The organism is Streptomyces avermitilis MA-4680 = NBRC 14893, assembly GCF_000009765.2.
Classification (GTDB): Bacteria; Actinomycetota; Actinomycetes; order Streptomycetales; family Streptomycetaceae; genus Streptomyces; species Streptomyces avermitilis.
Window position 1 is genome coordinate 5,413,101 of the sequence record NC_003155.5, and the last position, 18,284, is coordinate 5,431,384.

General features: G+C 71.9%; 14 protein-coding genes and 3 pseudogenes. 10 read left to right on the plus strand and 7 right to left on the minus strand.

What is annotated here, in order from left to right:
• The first annotated feature begins 28 nt into the window (after positions 1-28).
• Positions 29-307 (plus strand): ribosomal protein L7/L12, encoded by a 279-nt coding sequence (locus tag SAVERM_RS22880; protein ID WP_037647783.1) that lies wholly within the window; start codon positions 29-31, stop codon positions 305-307.
• A gap of 249 nt (positions 308-556) precedes the next feature.
• On the opposite strand, the gene SAVERM_RS22885 is transcribed toward SAVERM_RS22880, so the two are convergent.
• The 4 genes from SAVERM_RS22885 to SAVERM_RS38895 form a co-directional block, all read right to left on the minus strand.
• A complete protein-coding gene (locus SAVERM_RS22885) occupies positions 557-940 on the minus strand; it encodes a hypothetical protein (RefSeq protein ID WP_010985855.1) in 384 nt (127 codons plus the stop codon).
• A gap of 700 nt (positions 941-1,640) precedes the next feature.
• Positions 1,641-2,333, minus strand: coding sequence for an RES domain-containing protein (locus SAVERM_RS22890; RefSeq protein ID WP_010985856.1), 693 nt, complete (start codon positions 2,331-2,333; stop codon positions 1,641-1,643).
• Between the two features lie 300 nt (positions 2,334-2,633).
• Positions 2,634-4,952: a WD40 repeat domain-containing protein gene (locus tag SAVERM_RS22895; protein WP_010985857.1), complete on the minus strand. Its 2,319-nt coding sequence runs from the start codon at positions 4,950-4,952 to the stop codon at positions 2,634-2,636.
• Positions 4,949-7,219, minus strand: a complete 2,271-nt coding sequence (locus SAVERM_RS38895) for an ATP-binding protein (RefSeq protein ID WP_010985858.1) — start codon at positions 7,217-7,219, stop codon at positions 4,949-4,951. The genes SAVERM_RS22895 and SAVERM_RS38895 overlap by 4 nt, the downstream gene beginning before the upstream one ends.
• Positions 7,220-7,238: 19 nt before the next feature.
• Between SAVERM_RS38895 and SAVERM_RS22900 the strand changes: the two genes are divergently transcribed.
• Together SAVERM_RS22900 and SAVERM_RS22905 are read left to right on the plus strand one after the other, a co-directional pair.
• On the plus strand, positions 7,239-8,729 hold the full coding sequence (locus SAVERM_RS22900; RefSeq protein WP_107083099.1) for a lipase/acyltransferase domain-containing protein: 1,491 nt from the start codon (positions 7,239-7,241) through the stop codon (positions 8,727-8,729).
• A 271-nt stretch (positions 8,730-9,000) separates the two neighbouring features.
• A complete protein-coding gene (locus SAVERM_RS22905) occupies positions 9,001-9,918 on the plus strand; it encodes an LAETG motif-containing sortase-dependent surface protein (protein WP_037647785.1) in 918 nt (305 codons plus the stop codon).
• Between the two features lie 131 nt (positions 9,919-10,049).
• Here SAVERM_RS22905 and SAVERM_RS22910 read toward each other — a convergent pair whose 3' ends face one another.
• The gene (locus SAVERM_RS22910) at positions 10,050-10,787 is read right to left on the minus strand and encodes a DUF4142 domain-containing protein (protein ID WP_010985861.1); all 738 of its coding nucleotides are present in this window, start codon (positions 10,785-10,787) and stop codon (positions 10,050-10,052) included.
• A 319-nt stretch (positions 10,788-11,106) separates the two neighbouring features.
• Between SAVERM_RS22910 and SAVERM_RS22915 the strand changes: the two genes are divergently transcribed.
• The 5 genes and pseudogenes from SAVERM_RS22915 (at position 11,107) to SAVERM_RS22930 (ending at position 14,571) form a co-directional block, all read left to right on the plus strand.
• Positions 11,107-11,592 (plus strand): universal stress protein, encoded by a 486-nt coding sequence (locus tag SAVERM_RS22915; RefSeq protein ID WP_037647788.1) that lies wholly within the window; start codon positions 11,107-11,109, stop codon positions 11,590-11,592.
• Between the two features lie 473 nt (positions 11,593-12,065).
• A pseudogene (locus SAVERM_RS45960) lies at positions 12,066-12,134 on the plus strand (FmdB family zinc ribbon protein); the annotation flags it as partial.
• A gap of 48 nt (positions 12,135-12,182) precedes the next feature.
• Positions 12,183-12,572 (plus strand): annotated as a pseudogene (locus SAVERM_RS45965) (DUF4232 domain-containing protein); the annotation flags it as partial.
• Positions 12,573-12,706: 134 nt separating this feature from the next.
• Positions 12,707-13,780, plus strand: coding sequence for a permease (locus SAVERM_RS22925; RefSeq protein WP_037647794.1), 1,074 nt, complete (start codon positions 12,707-12,709; stop codon positions 13,778-13,780).
• Positions 13,777-14,571 (plus strand): TIGR03943 family putative permease subunit, encoded by a 795-nt coding sequence (locus tag SAVERM_RS22930; RefSeq protein ID WP_037647797.1) that lies wholly within the window; start codon positions 13,777-13,779, stop codon positions 14,569-14,571. Before SAVERM_RS22925 ends, SAVERM_RS22930 begins: the two co-directional genes overlap by 4 nt.
• A gap of 67 nt (positions 14,572-14,638) precedes the next feature.
• On the opposite strand, the gene SAVERM_RS22935 is transcribed toward SAVERM_RS22930, so the two are convergent.
• Positions 14,639-15,310: a DUF6445 family protein gene (locus SAVERM_RS22935; protein WP_037647800.1), complete on the minus strand. Its 672-nt coding sequence runs from the start codon at positions 15,308-15,310 to the stop codon at positions 14,639-14,641.
• Positions 15,311-15,490: 180 nt separating this feature from the next.
• On the opposite strand from SAVERM_RS22935, the gene SAVERM_RS22940 reads away from it, so the two are divergent.
• Entirely contained in the window at positions 15,491-16,063 is a 573-nt protein-coding gene (locus SAVERM_RS22940; RefSeq protein ID WP_063774017.1) for a hypothetical protein, read from the plus strand.
• 16 nt (positions 16,064-16,079) lie between these two features.
• Here SAVERM_RS22940 and SAVERM_RS22945 read toward each other — a convergent pair.
• Positions 16,080-17,166: pseudogene (locus tag SAVERM_RS22945) on the minus strand (IS630 family transposase).
• A 244-nt stretch (positions 17,167-17,410) separates the two neighbouring features.
• On the opposite strand from SAVERM_RS22945, the gene SAVERM_RS22950 reads away from it, so the two are divergent.
• Positions 17,411-18,280 carry a Cof-type HAD-IIB family hydrolase gene (locus SAVERM_RS22950; protein ID WP_037649074.1) on the plus strand — a complete coding sequence of 290 codons (870 nt, stop codon included), beginning with the start codon at positions 17,411-17,413 and terminating at the stop codon, positions 18,278-18,280.
• The last annotated feature ends 4 nt before the right edge of the window (positions 18,281-18,284 follow it).

Genomic DNA, 18,284 nt, shown 5'->3' on the forward strand with positions numbered 1-18,284 from the left:
GTCGGTGCGGATGAGCGTCTCGCCAGCCATGGAAATACTTGGTTTCTTCGTCGTCTTCGCGCTTGTGCTGGCCGGTTTCGCCGGAGTGGAGAGCAAGATCGGCCGAGCCGACCGCAGAGTCGCCCGCGTGGAGAAGAAGCTCGACCTGATCCTCGACCACCTGGGGATCGACCATGTGGACCCGCGCATGGAGCGGGTCGACGCCCTCCTGCGCGACGGCAGGAAGGTCGAGGCGATCAAGACCTACCGCGAACTCACGGGCGCGGGCCTGAAGGAGGCGAAGGAAGCGGTCGAGCGGATGGGGTAGGAGGGGGCGCGCGGTAGCCATCGTCCCGGCCCCCACGCGGGCAGTCTCCGTCCCGACGACACCACGGTCGACCTGCGCGGCGTCGAGTCGAGTCATGTCGTGCCGACGACCCGCTCCGGCGATCACAGCCGCCTCGTGGATCCCTTCCGCAAGTCCGCCGGGGCCCTCGCCCAGGCCACCGGGGCACCCGCAACCACCTGAGAGAACACCTGGTCACAGCCACCCCGCCGACCTGAGTCCGCCGCTCGGCTAAAGGTCGCCCTTGATATACGAGCGAGCCGCCGCCATGACGTCCTTGTGGCGGTCCTCGGCGATGGCCTGGACCGGTGAGTCGTCCTCGAGCTGCGGGTTCATGCCGATCATCCAGGCGCGTGCCGTGTGCGGATTCTCGGCGAGCGCGATCATTCGGAACACCTGGTATGCCGCCCGTAGTCGCAGTTCGGAGTCGATGCGCGGGCTGTTCTGGCCACTGCACCACTTGCCGACCTGCTTGGGGTCCTCGATGCCTGCGACGAACGCGGCCAGCCGCTGGCCGAAGTTCTCCTGCAAGAAGCGCGCGATGTCGGCGACGTTCTTCTGCACGGTGTCGGCGTGGGCGGTGGACTCGGTTCCGGTCTCTCGCAGGGTTTCCATGGTCTCCTCGTTTCCCCGTCGCCGTCCGGCGCTTCTGGCGCCTCGGCCGAGGGTGGTGGGCGGCGCTGCCGTCGGGCCTGACTCAAGGAGATGAGTTTCAGGGATGCCGTGGCCGTCTCGCCGACACGATCGATCCCCGTGTCATCGATCCGGTGTCGGGGCGGGCACTCACGGCTTTCGGGCAGGCCGTACGTGATGGGTGGTCACGGATGCGCGGGCTACGGCGCTGCGAGTGGTCCGTGGGATTCCATGCCCATGAGGCGACGGCTGGGCACGCTGCTGCGCCAGAGGAGTTGATGGCGCGTCAGTATCTGTGGGGCGGGAACGAGTGTGATGACGGCCGGCAGCGGTGGGCCGACGGGTAACCGGTGAATGCTCAACATTGCTTCTCCTCAGTCGTGTTGAAGAAAGCCTACCCCTCGGAGGGTTGGTCACTCCACCGTTTTCCCCCCTTGAATCCCCCGTCAAATCCCCCCCGAATGGCGTGATGTGAAGCGTGAACAGGGGTTTTTCCGTGTCGGGTCGGCGATTCTGTGACGCATCCCGGGCAGACGTGTGACAGAGCTCCGCCCGATCGGGCGACGGTGGTACCGCCGATCGCCGCGTCCGAGGCGGTTGCGGAGCGGTCAGGAGGAGCCGGGAGGGGTCCGGGGGGAGTCCGGGAGGCGTCCAGGAGGCGTCCGGAGGGGCCGACGGAGGCTCAGAAGAGCTTCAGCCCGAACTCCGCCGCGACCTTGCGCAGGGCGGTGTCCTCCAGCCGGATGGGGCGCTGTTCGGCCGTTTCGAGGTCGACGTCGCTCAGCACGGCCCAGCAGCGGTGTCCGCCGTATCCGGAGCGGTACGCGATGCCCTGGGCCAGGCGGTGGCCGGCCCGGTTGCGCTGGGCGACCGTCCAGGCCGCGATCTGGCGGGCGATCCGGCGGTCGCGTCCGTGGATGTGGTCGTCGGTGAGGGGGCTCGCCACACCCCACGCCTCGAACTCGTTGTGGAGTTCCTTCGAGAGGACCGCGCGGGTGGCCTCGGAGTCGACGTCGAGGAACCACGCGTCCTTGGCGGGCACGAGCCTGATCAGGATGTGGTCGTCCCGCCAGCCCGAGCCCAGCCGGCCGAGCCCCATGTTGCCGGACTGGTTGTCCCAGTGGTTCCCGATGAGTCTGCGCATCTTCGGCTGGACTCTGAAGCGGGTCAGGGCCTCGGCGTAGCAGCCTGCCGGGTCGGAGGCGCAGTAGAGCATCCCGTAGGTGGCGAGGCTGAAGCGGCCGGCGCTGGAACCCTGACTGGTCTCGGGTTCCAGCCGGTTGTACTCCACGGGGTGGCCCTTCTTGCCCAGGCGCCACACGCCGCGCTCCGGCGCGGGGACGAGGGTGACGGGGGACTCGTCGGACGAGTGCATCAGGCCCTCACCTCCGATGTGATCACGGGTGCGGGCGTTGAGCCTCGTACGGTGTGGAGCGGTAAGTGGGCGGTGGTCACCGCCGACGGGGCGCGGTTCATACGTCCTCGCTGCTGAGCTGGTGGGTGCGATCGGTTCGCACGGTCAGGGGCCCGGAGTGCCGGGCGGTCGAAACGCTGCGCATGTTCCTCCGGAACATGCGGGCGATCATTCTTTCGCAGTGGGCGGACGCGGGTGTCCACTTCGGCGGGCCGGCGGGGGCGCGAGAGGGGGGCGCCGAGGCATTTGGGCGGCGCACACTCACCTCAATCGCTCCAGGCGTACGTCGAACATGCATACGCCCGCGGTCCCGGCGGCCAGGAGAACGGGGTGCTCCGTGAACGGTTCGCCCGTCTGCCGGGCGGCCAGGGTGCTCAGCGGATTGCCGGTCACGATGCGCAGCAGATGGGTCCGGGCGGCGACGTCCCACAGGTGGATGGTGCCGCTGGGGCCCGCCGCGGCCAGGCAGGGCCGGCCGGCCGGGGTGTGGAAGGACGCGAGCGCGGTCACGGCTCCGTCGCGGGCGTCGAGCGGGTCGCCGACGGGCTGCCGCGTGGTGGGATCCCAGAGGCGTACGGTGCCGTCCTCGCCGCCGGACGCGATCAGCGCGGCCTCGTCCGGATGCGGTGCGACCGTCGTCACGGCGTGCACGACCTGCTGGCCGCAGTGGACCGGCCCCCCTGACGCCCGCCGGGTGCCGGGATCCCAGAGCCGTACGGTCCCGTCGGAGCCGGCCGACACGATCAGCGCGTCCTCCCCGGTGCCGAGCAGCGTGACGTCACGGACGCTCAGCGCGTGGTCGTCCCAGTGGGCCAGCTCCAGCCGGTCGCCGAGGTGCCAGAGGCGTACCGAGCCGTCGGCGCCGCCGGTGGCCAGCAGGGTCGCCCCGGCGTGCGGGAAGGCGGTCATGGCCTGAACGGGCAGGCTGTGGTTGAGGAGTGTGCCGCGCAGGCTCGGGGTCACGGCGTTGCCCGCGTACAGGGACCAGAGCCGCACGGCGGCGTCGCTGTGGGCCGTGAGCAGGACCGGGTCGCCGTGCACGGTGGCCCAGGCGAAGGCCGTCACCGGGGGCTCGCCGGCCGGAAGGGACACATGGCGGCCCGTGCGTACGTTCCACAGCGCGGTCCCCGCCCCGTCGGCGACGGCTGCCAGCAGGGCGGGGACGACGGTCGGACCGGGCAGCGCGGCCGCGGTCACCGGCCGGCGCACGGGACGCCGGGGGCGGGTGCCGTGGCCGGCGAGCTTCCAGCGGCGCAGGGTGTGGTCCGCGGCGGCCGAGACCACCAGCTCCTGCCCCTCGCCCGGCAGCGTGGTCAGGGCGACCGGGGGATCCGTGTGTCCTTCGAGGGCGCCGCCGACCGGCCGGCCGGTGTCGGCGTCCCACACCCGCAGCGTGTGGTCGAGGCCCGCGGAGACGACGGTTTGCCGCCCGTCCACGGCCAGGGTGGTGAGGGCGATGACCGGTCCGTCGTGCGCCGGCCCCGCCGCGACCGTCTCGTGGCCCGTCGACACGTCCCAGAACCCGAGGTACCCCGAGTCGTCGCAGACGGCGTACCGGCCCCCGGACGGCAGGGCCACGACGGCCCGCACCTCGCCCTGGTGCTCCGAGATGTGGACGACGCCCCGCCCCGGCCGCCAGACGACGACCCGCCGCCCCTGAGCGATGACCAGCGCCGTGCCGTCGGCCGTGGCGAGGGGCGTCAGGATCGCCGGTGCCGGGTCGAGGGCCGGCAGCGGAGTGTCGGCCGGCTCGAAGGTGACGGGGTCCAGGGCGGTGAGGTGGCCGTCGCTGTGGGCCACGAGGAGGAACCGCGCGCCGTCCGCCGGTTCGAACAGGGCGAGGGCGCTGACCCAGGTGTGCGGGCGGCGTACGGGCTCGACGAGCTGCTGCCCGCGGGTGCTGTGCCAGACGCGTACGGCCCCGTCGGTGCCGCCGGACACCAGCAGGTCGTGCTGGAGCGGCAGCAGGTGCTGGATGGCGCCGCCGTGGGTGTGCAGCGGAGCTCCGGCCGGTGTGCCGTTCGCCTCCCACATGCGGATCGTGCCGTGGCTGTCCCCGCTGATCAGCAGGGTCCGGCCGGGGGCCGTCGTGGTGTGGGCCAGCGACTCGACGAGGGTGTCCGAGACGGCCAGGACGTTGTCCGGTGCCGTCCAGTCGCTCCACAGGGGGGTGATGCGCGAGCCGGCCAGCCGCCGCTCGGACACCGGCCGCGCGGTGAGCGAGAGACGGCGGCAGGTGGCGGTGTGGTGGGCCAGGTGAAGGCTCGTCAGACGGGAGTCCGGGTCGGCGTCGCGGACGAACGGCTCGATGCCCGCCCAGGCCTCCAGCCAGTCCTGCTGCTGGGTGGCGCCCGTCTGCCGCAGCAGGATGCGGACGTTCCTGCTCGACTCCCAGGGAAGTATGGCCAGGGGCACATGGGTGTCGTCGAGCACGCGGCCCCGGGCGGCGTGCTGGGCGAGATGACGGCTGAGGTAGGGATGCGGCGGAATGGTCGGATCCTCGGCGACCAGCTCGGCCAGCGCCTTCGCGATCAGCCGGTGCGCGTCGTCCGGGGAGTCCCAGGCCCTGGCGTCGCTCATACGGCGTCCCCCGACAGGTCGGTCAGCAGGTCCTGCCGGGGGTCCCGGAGGATCTCGGCCAGTGCTTCGTGGACCGGCCGGTACACGAACCGCTCGTCCTCGTGGTCGTGGGCCAGATATCCGGAGAGCCGGCGCAGCAGGCTGTCGATCATCCGGTCCGGTTCCTCGATCGGCCGCCCGAGGAGGGCGCCCGCCATCGCCGGCCACACGTTCGACCAGGGGATGCCGGCGCCCAGCGCGAAGGCGCTGGCCCGCAGCAGTGCCAGCGCCACGTCCGCCGGAAGCCCCTCGTCGGCCGCCAGCCGCAGGTCGCGTCGCAGCAGGCCGATGGTGCCCGCCTGCAACAGGTCGAGCCACCGCGGGTCGGCGGCCAGGACCGCCGGATCGGTGGTCTCCCTCAGCTGCTCGCCCGCCAGCCGGGCGTCCAGGAACGAGGGCCACACCCGGTCGGCGACGGCTTCGGCGGCCCGGCGCGTGCTCTCGCTCCCGCAGTCCTTCGGGCCGATGAGCGCCTCGACGTAGGCGGCGATGTCGTCCCGGCTGCCGGTGTCGTCCGTGCGCAGGACCGACGCCGTGGGGAAGATCTCGCACAGCGCGGCGAGCAGGCCGGGTTCCTGGGTGACGGGCGGCCGGGTGAGGGCGGTGCGCGGGGCGGATCCCCGGGGGGCCGCCAGATGCGCGGGGGGCCGGCTGCTGCGTACCCCGATGAGCAGCCGGAGGTTGCGCCGCTGCCCTTCGGGTTCCGCGGGCTGCCGCGCCGGGCCGCGCTGGCCGGGCAGGGGAGCCGAGGGAGCGCAGTGGGCGTTCAGCGGGGCCAGCACGTCGCGGACGATCCGGAAGGGCTCGTACGCCTCGTCGAGGCCGTCGACGACCAGGGTGAGCGTCTCGCCGGGCTCCGCCAGGTGGGTGTCCAGCTGGGTGCCCCAGAGGTCGACGGGATCGTCCGTGGGCCCCAGGGGGCGCGGTGCGACGCCGAGGCCGAGCAGGAGGTCGCGCAGGACGTCCGCGGCGGAGCGGTGCCGGGCCAGTACGGCGACGGACACCGAGTTCTCGGGTGGAACGGTCCGCGGCGAGGCCGACCTGACGGCGTCGGCGTAGTCGGCGTTCTCGCGGAACAGCGGATCGCTGAGGGTCACGGCCCGGCCGAGCACGGCCGACTTGCCGCTGCCGGCGGTTCCGGTCAGCAGGAGCACTCCCTCCGGGCGGGTGAGGAAGACGGCGAGTTCGCGGTTGAGGCGTTCGCGGCCGCTGAAGTACCAGCCGGGGTCGGCCTCCTGCGGGCGGCCGCTGGCCCGGTCGAGCCAGATGTCGATGTCCTCGGCGGGCGTGGCGACCTGGCGGCGCGCGGGCCCCACCAGCTGCCGTCTGGGCCGGTAGCCGGGATTGGGCAGGCAGGGGGTCAGCACGGTCTGGCCGCCGCCGTCGATGATGCGCCGCAGCCGGTGCCTGCGCCGCTCGGTGTCGCCCCGTAACTCGCTCTCGAATTCCGTCATCAGATCGCCGACGCTCAGCCAGGGCGTGGTGATCTGGGCGTTGGTCCGCAGCCGTCGCAGGACCTGGCGCATCACGGACGGGAAGCGCCCCACCTGGACCAGCTGGTCCTGGGCGCAGGTGGCGATGACGTCCAGGCTGCCCTGTTCGCGCCTGCTCTGCCGGATCTCCTTGTGCAGCTCGCTCAGTTCGCCGGCGATGGCCTCCGCGTAGCAGGTGTTGACGATGACCAGGACGTGCTCGGCCCGGGAGTCGAGGGCGGCGGCGACGATCTCGCTGGTGCGGATGGCCGTGGCCAGCTGACGCCGCAGCTCGGTCTTCGGCAGTTGCAGGAAGTGCGTACCGGAGGCGCCCAGCTTTCCGTGTCCGGTGACGAACAGGACCAACGCCTGGCCGCCCGTCTCGCGTACCCGGGCCTCGTGCAGGAACCTCTCCACGTCGTAGCGCTCGTGAAGCTCCGGCTGGACCACCCGGTGGAACGGCTCGTCGGCCTCGGGGTCGCACCACCAGTCGGTGACGACGGAGAGCTGTTCGTCAATACCGGCCGTGAAGTCCTCGTCCCCGTCCGGGTATTCACGGACGGCGACGGTCAACAGGGTGCGCTGCGGGGGTGGTTCGTCCCCCGTCCGCGCCCCGGGGTCCCCCGTCCGCGGCTCCGTGGCCCCCGTCCGCGAACCCGTGTTCCCGGCCTGCGTACTGGTGTTCCCCGCCGCCCGCCGTTCGTCCTCCGCCGGTGTCCCGTCGATCCTGACAAGCCCGCCCGCCCGCCGTCGCATGCTCCCTATTCTTCCCGTCATGAACGAGCCGTCGCAGTCATATCCCGCGGGCCGCCTCGCCGTTGAACGGGCCGGTGGTCCGCCGGGCCTGTCCCCGAACACGACCCAGGACGCCGTCGTCGTGGTGCCCGGCATCATGGGCAGCGAGTTGTACGACACGGAGAAGGACGCCGTGATCTGGGGCCTGTCCCCCGGTCTGCTGCTGAAGGCGTGGACGACGCCCGCCGGACTGGGCGCGCTGCACCTCACCCCCGACGAACGGGAGGGGCGGCTGGGCCGGGTACGGCCGTCGCGGCTGCTGAGAACCGCCGGCTGGGCCCCCGTCCTCAAGGGCCAGGAGCCGTACACCGAGCTGGTCAGGACCGTCACCAGGAGCGTGGCCGCCCCGGAGGCGGTCCTCGAGTTCCCGTACGACTGGCGGCTGTCGGTGGCCACGAACGCCCGCTTCCTCGCGCAGGCCGCGCGCGAGCACCTGGAGCGGTGGCGCCGGCACCCCGCGCACACCGCGGCCCGCAGGCACCGGGTGGACGAGCGGGAGGGCCGGCTCGTCTTCGTCGCGCACTCCATGGGCGGGCTGCTGACCCTCGCCGCGCTGAGCACCGGGCCCGACGGCGACCTCGCGGGGGACACCCGTGGGGTGCTCACGCTCGGCACGCCGTTCCAGGGTGCGGTCGCCGCGGCCGTCATCCTCAACACCGGCCGGGGCGCGCCGGTTCCGCTTCCGCGCGGCAGGCTCAGGAGTCTCGCGGTGACCATGCCGGGACTGCACGATCTGCTGCCGACGTACCCCTGTGTGGCCGAGGGCGCGGACATCCGGGCGCTCAGCCCGGTGGACGTCGCGGACCTGGGCGGCGACAAGGATCTCGCCGTCCGGTCGGAGGCGTTCCACGAGGGTCTGCGCGGCCGTACGCTGCCCGGCCACCGTGCCGTCGTCGGGATCAGCCAGCCGACGATGCAGTCCCTGACGCTGCGGCAGGGCGTCGTCACCGCCTACGAGCACTGCTACCGGTACCACCGTGACGGCACGTTGCTGACGGACGGCGGCACCCCGCGCCGCTTCGACGTCGCGGGTGACGGAACGGTGCACAAGGAGTCGGCCTCCCTGACCCGGGGCGCCGTCCCGTTCGCCCTCCAGCACGGCACGCTGGCCAAGGGGGAGGCCGCGATGGAGGCGGTCACCTCGTTCCTGGCGGAGGACGAGCACCTGGGGCCCACGCAGGCGGCCGCGGGGATGGGACTGACGGTGCCGGACTTCGTCACCCCCGGCGCCGACTGGACGCTCCGCGTGCACGGTGCGGACAGTCCGGCGGGCCTGGAGTGCACGGTCGAGGAGGTGGGCACGGGGTCCGCCGTCCCGGTGCGCGCGGCCCTGTACGCCGACGAGGACGAGCTCGCGGCGCGGGTCTCGGTGCCCGCGAGCGGCCTCTACCGCGTGACCCTGGACTCGGGCGACCGCACGCCCCTCACCCAGCTCGTCCTCGCGGGCCCGGACGATCTCGTCGCCGACTGATCAGGGTCGAGGGCCGCCAGGAACGTACCGGCGGCCCTCGACGGAGCAGATGATTCCCCATGTGGTCGAAATGTGATGGCCCGTGAAGTCCTCCTGTATTCAACGAGGTTGACAGTCCCCGCGGGGTGATCGAATATGTGCTCACGCTGTGACTCATGTGACCAGTGAGTCCGGTGTTTCTCTTCGACCACTCATCCCCGGTACGGCCCCCGGTGGCTTCGCGCTGCCCGCCGCCGTCGACCGGGACCCGGCACATGAAGATGGGGTCTGCATGTCCATTGCGAGACGGGTCACCGTAAGCCGCCTGCTGGGGACAGGCGCCGCGGCGCTCACCCTCACCGCCGTCGCGTGCGGCTCGGCCTGGGCCACGGATACGCCCGGCGGCGACGGCTGGGACAACTCCCACCGCGGCTACACGTCCGGGCAGGGCCCCGGCACGGTGACCGAGACCGACCGCTGCCAGTTCTCCCTGGACGGCACCGTCTTCACCGACTCGGTGCGGGTCGACGACCAGAACCTGAAGCCGACCGAGGACGGCAAGGTCCACATCAAGGTGCGGGCGGCCGAGGACGCGACGAGCTGCACGGCCTCGCTGGCCGCGTACCGGGCCCACGGCGCGACCTTCGCGACCTCCGGCGTCCAGGTCTTCCACGACTTCGACTCGGTGACGGTGAAGCGGGGCGAGACCGACTCGCTGGACATCTCGGTGCCGGACGCGGGCTGCTTCGCGCAGATAGACCTGTACCGGGGCAAGGTCAAGTTCGACGGCGAGCTGGATGCCAAGGACGGCTTCGAGCACGGTGACGTGCCCAAGGGTCCGGACCGTCCGGTCATCAAGGACAAGCTGATCGCGGCGTGGAACGGCGGCGCGAAGGACTGCACCGCCCAGCCGCCGAGCACCCCGGAGTCGAAGCCGCCGGCCACGACGCCCCCGGCGTCCACGCCGTCCGCCTCGACCCCGCCGAAGGCGTCGACTCCCAAGCCCTCGACGACGCCCCCGTCCGACGAGAAGTCCAGCACCCCGCCGGCGGCCACCCCGAACGGCGGCTCGTCCACCCCGCCCGGTGACCTCGCCGAGACGGGTGGCGGCAACACCCTGCCGCTCGCGGCCGGTGCCGCGGCCCTCCTGGCGGTAGGCGCGGGAATCGTCGTGGCCGGCCGCCGCCGTACGGCGAAGTCCCGCTCCTGACCGACCCCGTCCCCATGCAGGGCCCGGCGCTCTTCCCCTGTGTATGAGAGCGCCGGGCCCGTTCTTCATGTCCGGTGCCGGGCCGCTTCGCCGTCATGTGCCGGCTCTGTGCCCGGGGAACGCGGTGCTGGTCACCCCACCGTCGGAGACGGGGTCGTGGCGGGCGGGGGCGTGAAGCCCGCGGGCGGGGAGAGGACGACCGTCGGTTCTCCCGGCTGGGGAGCGGGCGGGGTGTGGTTGCTCTTGGCGTCCTTCGGCGGGGTCGTCTCCTGGAAGAGGACCGAGTCGAAGTCGACCAGGCCGGTCTGCTCCATGACCGTGATGTGGTCGAGGACCGTGTCGTTGGCCTGGTCGGCCAGCTGGCGGACCAGCGTGTTCTTGGTGGTGGCCCGGATGTTCGCGATGGCCGGGAAGATCTGGCCGTGGGTCACCCGAAGGATGTTGGCGAGGTCGGAGTCGAACTGCTTGCCGCTGTCCGAGGTCAGCGTCGCCACAAAGCCCTGTTGCTGCGGAGACGCCTGATTGGGCAGGGTGATGTTCAGCTGCTGGGCGATCTTCAGGCAGCTCTTGTCCAGATTGACGTGCCCGTTGATGAGGTGCTGCCCGGCGGTGCGGACGGACGCGATGGTGCCCTTCTTCACGGCCAGTTCACCGGCGGGGAACTCCCACAGCCCCGCCGCGCGCACCTTGACCACGAAGTCGCGGTCGGCCTCGGTCAGCGGCCCGGACTCGGTGTTGGCGATCACGCGCGACGGGGAGCTGGACGTGTTCTGAATCCCGAGCATGCTGGGGTAGGCGAGCGCCGACAGTGTCAGCATCAGGGCGCCACCGACGAAGAGGGTTCCCGCCGCGTTCCGTGAAATGCCCATGGCACCTCCTGGTAGGGGCCACCCGCTCGGGAGCGGGATGCCGTGTCTGACTGCGTGGTGGATCCGCACGGAGCGGTCCGACGTCCGGAGGTACGGCCGGGACGCGGGTGAAGAATCTTTGGAGCAGGCAAAATCCGTGCCGCGGGAAGTGTCCTGGGTCACATGGAGCGGCACGCGGCACGCGGTACGCGGTACGCAGCACGAGGCCCGTCGGCCCGCCACATGCGGGCCACATGCCCGCCACTGGTTGCCCCGCGCCCGGCGGAACGGCACCGTGGAGTGCGCTGTTGGTACCGGGACACTTCGGAGGCCGTCGCCCATGAGCGTGATCGCCTGGATCGTCGAGGGAACCTGGCCCGCCTGCGTGGACGCGGCCCGGCGGTACGCGCCCGAACCGGCCGGCCTCGATCTGCTGTACGTCGGCGGCGGCGACGTACCCGGCATCGCGCACGGCGCCTTCGCCGGACTGCTCGGCCGCGGCCACCCCGAGCGCGACCCCGGCACCCGGCTCGAGGACCTCGGCGCCGCCTCGGCCGCCCGGCTCCTGGACGCGGCCGAGGAACGGCTCGGGCGCCCGTGCGGGCGGATGGAGCGGTACGGGCGCGTCGAGCGGGAGGTCGTGGCCGCCGCCGAGGGCGCGGAGCTGCTGATCGTGGCCCGTGACGGTGACCGTGCCCGGCTCGGCCCGCACAGCCTCGGCCCGGCGAGCCGGTTCGTCGTCGACCATGCCCCGTGCCCGGTGCTTCTGGTCTGGCCGGCCCCGGCGCCCGGCCTGGGGACGATCCCGCCACCGCCGCATCCCTGACGCGCTTTCCCGACGCGCTTCCCTGACACGCTTCCCCCGTCCCGGAGGCCGGCCGGCGTCCCGGAACGGCATTCCAGGGAAGGGGTGTTCCCGCAGGTCAAACGCATTTTTTCCGTTCGAGCGTCCCGTGTCCTCCGAAGATCGTTGCGCGGGTTGCGGCGGGCTCCGCAAGCTGTGACCTGTCAGCGGATCCGGGTCGGCCGGATCTCGTGGAACAGACCTGTGAACGGGGAAGAACACCCATGCGCAAGCACCGCATCCGCACCGTCACCCTGGCCGCCGCCGCACTCGTGGCCGCCCTGTCGCTCACCGCCTGCAACGGCTCCGACGACGCCTCCGGGGCCTCCTCGGCGGGCTCCTCCACCGGCGCCCCGGCGAAGGGCACCGACACGAACGGCACGGCGACCGGCGGTACCGGCGGTACCGGCAGCACGGGGAACAAGGGGACGGGGAACGGCGGTTCGTCGTCGGGCTCCGCCGACTCCGACGACTCCAAGTCCTCTTCGTCCTCTTCGTCGTCGTCCTCTTCGTCCTCGTCCTCCGGCGGCAGCGGCGACAAGAGCGGCTACGGGCAGAGTTGCGGGACCAACGACCTCACCTGGAGCTCCCGTTCGGAGTCGCAGGCCGGCGGTTACATCCTGGTCATGGCGAAAGCCAAGGCGGGCATCACCTGCGTCCTCTCCGGCGATCTGCCGGTCGTGGCGTTCGGCTCCGACGGCACCGAGGCGAGCAACGCCGAGCAGGTGGCCGGCGATCCGGTGACGCTGAGCGGATCCACGGTCGCGTACGCCGGTGTGAACCCGAAGACCACGAACAACGACTACGGCAAGGAACTGACCAGCATCATCGTCAGTGCCAGCAACGACGACCCGAACCCCGTCTCCCTGAAGACCGGCGCCATCATCGTCGACAGGCCGATCGTCACGAACTGGCACACCTCCGCCGCGGACGCCGTCCCCGGCGACGGCACCGACGGCTGACGCCCCGCCCCGCGCCCCCCCGCACCCGTACCCGGGCCGACAGGGGGCTCCTGCGGCGCGTGCGCGTGGCGGTGCCGGGGGTGGCGTACCGGTCCCCGTATGTTCGATCCGAACATCCGACAATCGGAGCGAGCATGCAGAAAACGGATGAAATGGCCGAGGTGGTGGAAGTGTCGGCCGTGACCGTGCCGGCGCCCGGCGGAGCACCGGGGCGGCCCGCGACCCGCCGTCCGCGCACCGCCCGGTTCACGGCGATCGGCCTCTCGCTGGCCGCACTCGCCGTGGCCGCCGCCCTCACCGGCATCGGCCCACGGTGGCTCGACGCCCCGGCCGTCGGGGCCTGGCGCACCGTCTGCCTCGCCATCACCATCCAGGCGCTGCCCTTCCTGCTGCTCGGCACGGTGCTGTCCGGTGCGATCAACGCGTTCGTACCGGCGCAGGTGTTCACCAGGGTGCTGCCCAAGCGACCCGTGCTCGCCGTCCCCGTCGCCAGTGCCGCGGGTGTCGTCCTGCCGGGCTGCGAGTGCGCGTCGGTGCCGGTCGCGAACAGCCTGATCGGCCGGGGCGTCACCCCGGCCGCCGCCTTCGCGTTCCTCCTCTCCGCCCCCGCGGTCAATCCCGTGGTCCTGACCGCCACGGCCGTCGCGTTTCCCGGCAGCCCGGCGATGGTGCTGGCCCGGCTGCTCGCCTCGCTCGTCACCGCCGCGGTGATGGGCTGGCTGTGGCTCTGGCTGGGGCGCGAGGAGTGGCTGCGCGCCGCCGTCCGGCACACCGGACACCGGCCGGGGCACAGTCGCCGGACCGAGTTCCGCCTCGGTTTCCAGCACGACTTCCTGCACGCGGGCGGCTTCCTCGTCCTGGGAGCCATGGCCGCGGCCACCTTCAACGTCGCGGTGCCGCGCTCGGTCCTGGACACGTTCTCCGGCTCGCCCTGGCTCTCCGTGCTCTTCCTGGCCGGGCTGGCCGTCGTCCTCGCGGTCTGCTCCGAGGCCGACGCGTTCGTCGCCGCCTCGCTCACCGGGTTCTCGCCCACCGCGCGGCTCACGTTCATGGTGGTCGGCCCGATGGTCGACCTGAAGCTGATCGCCCTTCAGGCGGGCACCTTCGGACGGGCCTTCGCCGTCCGCTTCAGCGCCGCCACCACCGTCGTGGCGGTCGGGTGCAGCGTGCTGGTCGGCGGCGCGCTGGTCGGGGGTGGTCTGCTGTGAAGCGCCCCGCACAGGTGCTGCTGCTGGTCCTCAGCGGCCTCGGTCTGCTGCACGCCTCGCTCTTCAGCGACCTCTGCCTGCGCTACGTCAAGGAGGGCGTACGCCCCCTGCTGATCGCCTCCGGCGCGCTGCTCCTCGTCCTGGGCCTGGCGGCAGCGGCGTTCGACGGCAGACGCGCCGACGGCCGACACGCCCGCGACCAGGCACACGAGGGCCTCGAGCGCGAGCACGAGGGCCACGGGCACGAGTACGGGGGCCACGGGCACGACCACTCCGCCGCGCCCCGCATCGCCTGGCTGCTGTTCCTGCCCGCGCTGAGCCTGCTCTTCTTCGCGCCGCCCGCCCTCGGCGCGTACACCGCGTCGCGCGCGGGCGACCAGAGCGCGGTGGTGCAGGAGCAGAAGCGCTTCGACCCGCTGCCCGCGACCTCGCCCCTGCCGATGACCCTCACGGACTTCACCGCCCGGGTGCGGCAGGACCGCGAGCGGAGCATCAAGGGGCGGGACGTCCGTATGACCGGGTTCGTCACGCCCGGCAGACAGGGCGGCGGCTGGTACCTGACCCGGATCATCTTCACCTGCTGCGCCGCGGACTCGCAGTCCGTCAAGGTCCGCATGTACGGCACCGCCGCGCTGCCGGCCAACACCTGGGTGTCCGTCACCGGCACCTGGCACCCCCGGGGAGCGCTGGGCACGAGGTCCGCCGAGGCGGCCCTGGACGTCCGGCGGACGACCAGGATCTCCCCGCCGGTCAACGCGTACACGGACGATCTTCCGCTCACACCGTCCTGACCGGCGTCCGGGGCCCGGCGTCCCGCGTCCGGGGCCCGGCCGGCATCCGGCACGGGAGCCGTGAGGCTCAGGCCATCCAGAAGAAGACGGCCGTCATGCGCTTCTCCTCCAGGTCGACGCCCCAGTAACCGGTGGCGCTGTGCATCATGTTGGCCGTGTAGAGCAGCAGCCGGTTGTAGCGCTGCGGCACGCGTACGTCCTCGACGAAGGCGTCGGGCGAGACGTACCGCGTGCCCAGCGCTTCGACCAGATTGGTGTGCGGCGCCGTCACCATGTTCCCGCCGAGGACACCCCCCGGCAGGCTCTGCCGGTAGAAGCTCGTGCCGCAGTCCTTGGGGACGTTCGGGCTGAGATACAGCACCGCGGCATATCGGCACAGCGCCCGCGAATCCGTGTGCGGGCGTACCTCGCCCTCGTCCCTGCCGACGACCTGAACGCAGTTGTGGTTGAGGGTGCCGCCGCCGGGGGCCGCTTCCTGCCAGAGTCTCCGAGCGCCGGTCGCCTTCTTCACCAGCCGCTCCACGCGGGCGAGTTCGCCCGGTTCGAGGCCGGGCATCGTCCGCAGGCCCGGCCAGCTCTCGGGCTTGTAGGGATGGCCTTCGGTCCATTCGTCCTTGGCGAGACAACGGGCCCGCACAGCGTCCACGTCCGGCAGGACGTCGTCGATGATCCAGTAGTCGCGCCCCCGGGTGGGTTTGCGATAGGGGAGAACCGGCAGTTGTGGGGGGCGAGACGGCATGCCGCCGAACTTACGACCGCATGGGCAAGCGATTTCCCCGCGCCTGGTCAATGTTCTGCCTGGTTGGTCAACCGGAGCTCAAAACCGGGCACCGCGGCGGTCCCGGCCGGTGGCTGGGGCCGGTCGGGGAGGGAGACTGGAGGCACACCGGCCGGGCCGAAGGCTTTCACGGAGGCTTTGATGCGCGTCACCGCACTGCCGTACGTCGATGAGCACACGATGGTCGTGGCGGCGGAGGCCGAGGACGTCTGGCGGGGTCTTGGCGCCACTTTGGACCGGTCCTTCTCGGGTCCCGGCGCGGCCGGCTACGCGCGGCTCGTCGGATGCGCCGACCGTACGGCGGGCGGGCCGCGGCCGCTCGCGGAGGGCTCGACGCTTCCCGGGTTCCGGGTGGCCGCCGCCGCTCCGGGGCGGGAGCTGGTACTGATGGGACGGCACCGTTTCTCGTCGTACGCCCTGATCTTCCGTCTCGAAGCGGCCGGTCCCGGCCGGACGCGGGTGCGTGCCGAGAGCCGGGCCGCGTTTCCCGGCCCGGCGGGCGCCCTCTACCGGTGGCTCGTCATCGCGACGGGCGGACACGTGGCCGGGATGCGGCGCCTGCTGTCGGGGGTGCGCCGCCGGTCCGAGCAGGGCGACGGGAGCCTTGGCGGCACCGAAGAGGCAGCCCGCTCCCGAAGGCGGGGCGCGGCCCGCCGCACCATGGGCACCCATGGGCGGCCGACGCCCATCCGCCCGGAGATCACGGAGCACTGATGCCGTGCCCGGCCACCTAGTGAGCTGGTTCGGAGATGCGTGAGCAGTAACGGCAGATCCGGTCGAGGATCTGGTCGGCGGTCTTGGTCCACTTGAACGGCCGGGCCTCCTCGTTCCAGACCTTGATCCATTCCTCAAGCGCGGCCTTGAGGCTGTCCAGCGAGCAGAACACTCCGCGCTCCAGGCAGCGCCGCTCTAATTCGGCGAACCACCGCTCGACCTGATTGATCCACGACGAGTACGTGGGGGTGAAATGCAGGCGGAACCGGGGATGCGCGAGCAGCCACTTGTGCACCACCGGTGCCTTGTGGGCGGAGAGGTTGTCGCAGATCACGTGGACCGCCAGGCCGGGCTCGGTCTGGCGGTCGATCTCGTCGAGGAAGTCCCGGAAGTCCACGGCCCGGTGCTGCGCGGACAGCTTCGTGATCACCCTGCCCGTCGCGGTGTTCAGGGCGGCGAACAGATCGACCGTGCCATGCCGGACGTAGTCGAAGCTGCGCCGCTCGGGCACTCCGGGCAGCATCGGCAGCACCGGTGCCGTCCGTTCCAGAGCCTGGATCTGCGGCTTCTCGTCCACCGCGAACACCGCAGCGTTGGCCGGCGGGGCGAGGTAGAGGCCGACGACATCACGGATCTTGTCGATCAGAAGCGGGTCCGGAGAGATCTTGAAGGTCTCGGTCCGCCATGGCTGCAAGCCGAAGGCGTGCCAGATCCGCAGCACGCTCGCCGGGGAGATCCCCACGGCCCTGGCCAGCTCCCGCTTCGACCAGTGCGTCGCGCCCTTGGGGGTTTCCTCCAGCGCGCGCACCACCACCTCCTCCACCTGGGCATCGGTGATGGTGCGCGGCACCCCCGGGCGCGGCTCGTCGGCCAGCCCGTCCAACCGGTCGCGCAGGAATCTCGCCCGCCACTTGGTCACCGTGCCCCGGTTGACGCCCATCCGCGCGGCCAACCGCGGTGTTACTGCCGCCGTCCGCGCAGGCCAGCACAATCCGTGCCCGTAACGCCAGGCCCTGAGCAGTCGTCCGGCGCCGGGCCCATCCCTGCAACATCCGCCGCTCGGCATCGGATAACACCAGCGGCGCAAGCCTGCTGTCGCCCATCCCCACAGCAGACCGCAAACCACCAGCCCCGTCACCGACCAAGCCCCGATCCGAAACGGAACACGACTCAAGTGGCGACGGCAGAACTCAAAACCAGCTCACTAGACTGAGCCGCTCAGACGCGGGGAAGCCCGCCGGCCTCGTACGGTCCCGCCGTGGGGGCCGCCGCCAGGTGCACTACGTCGACGCCTACGAACAGCCGACCGCACCCAGCGCTCCCGCAGGCCCCGCACAGGAACGGAACATGTCCACTTCTCCCTCCGCCCCCGCCGCACCGCACCCCCACCCGGGCGCGCCCGACATCAGGCTCATAGTCACCGACATGGACGGCACGCTGCTGGACGGCGCCGGCCGGCTCCCCGCCGCCCTGTGGTCCGTACTGGCCGAACTGCGCAGCCGTGGCGTGCTGTTCAGCCCCGCGAGCGGCCGCCAGTACGCCACGCTGGCACGGCAGTTCGCGGACGCGGGTCAGGGCATGGTGTTCATCGCGGAGAACGGCACGTACGTCGTGCGCGACGGCGTGGAGCTCAGTTCCGATCCGCTGGACAGCGCCGTCGCCGCCCGGGTCGTGGGGGCGACGCGGCAGCTCGTGGCGGACGGCGCGGACGTGGGTGCCGTGGTCTGCGGGAAGAAGTCGGCGTACGTCGAGCGGACCGATGCGGCGTTCCTCGCCGAGGCGCGCAAGTACTACGCCCTGCTCCGTACCGTCCCGGACGTGACCGCCGTCGAGGACGAGATCATCAAGGTGGCGGTCTTCGACTTCGGGCCGGCGGAGCGTACGACCGCGCCCGCCCTGAAGCCGTTCGCGGCGACCCACCAGGTCGTCGTCTCCGGTGAGCACTGGGTCGACATCATGAACCTCACGGCCGACAAGGGCGCGGCGATCCGCCGCCTCCAGCAGGACCTGGGCATCACACCCGCCCAGACGATGGTGTTCGGCGACTACCTCAACGACCTCGGGATGCTCGACACCGCCGAGTGGTCCTTCGCCATGGCCAACGCCCATCCGGACGTCCTGCGCCGGGCCCGCCACATGGCCCCGTCCCACACGGAGAACGGCGTCCTGCGCACGATCACCGACCTGCTGCGCCTGCCGCCGCTCGACGGCCGCTGATGTG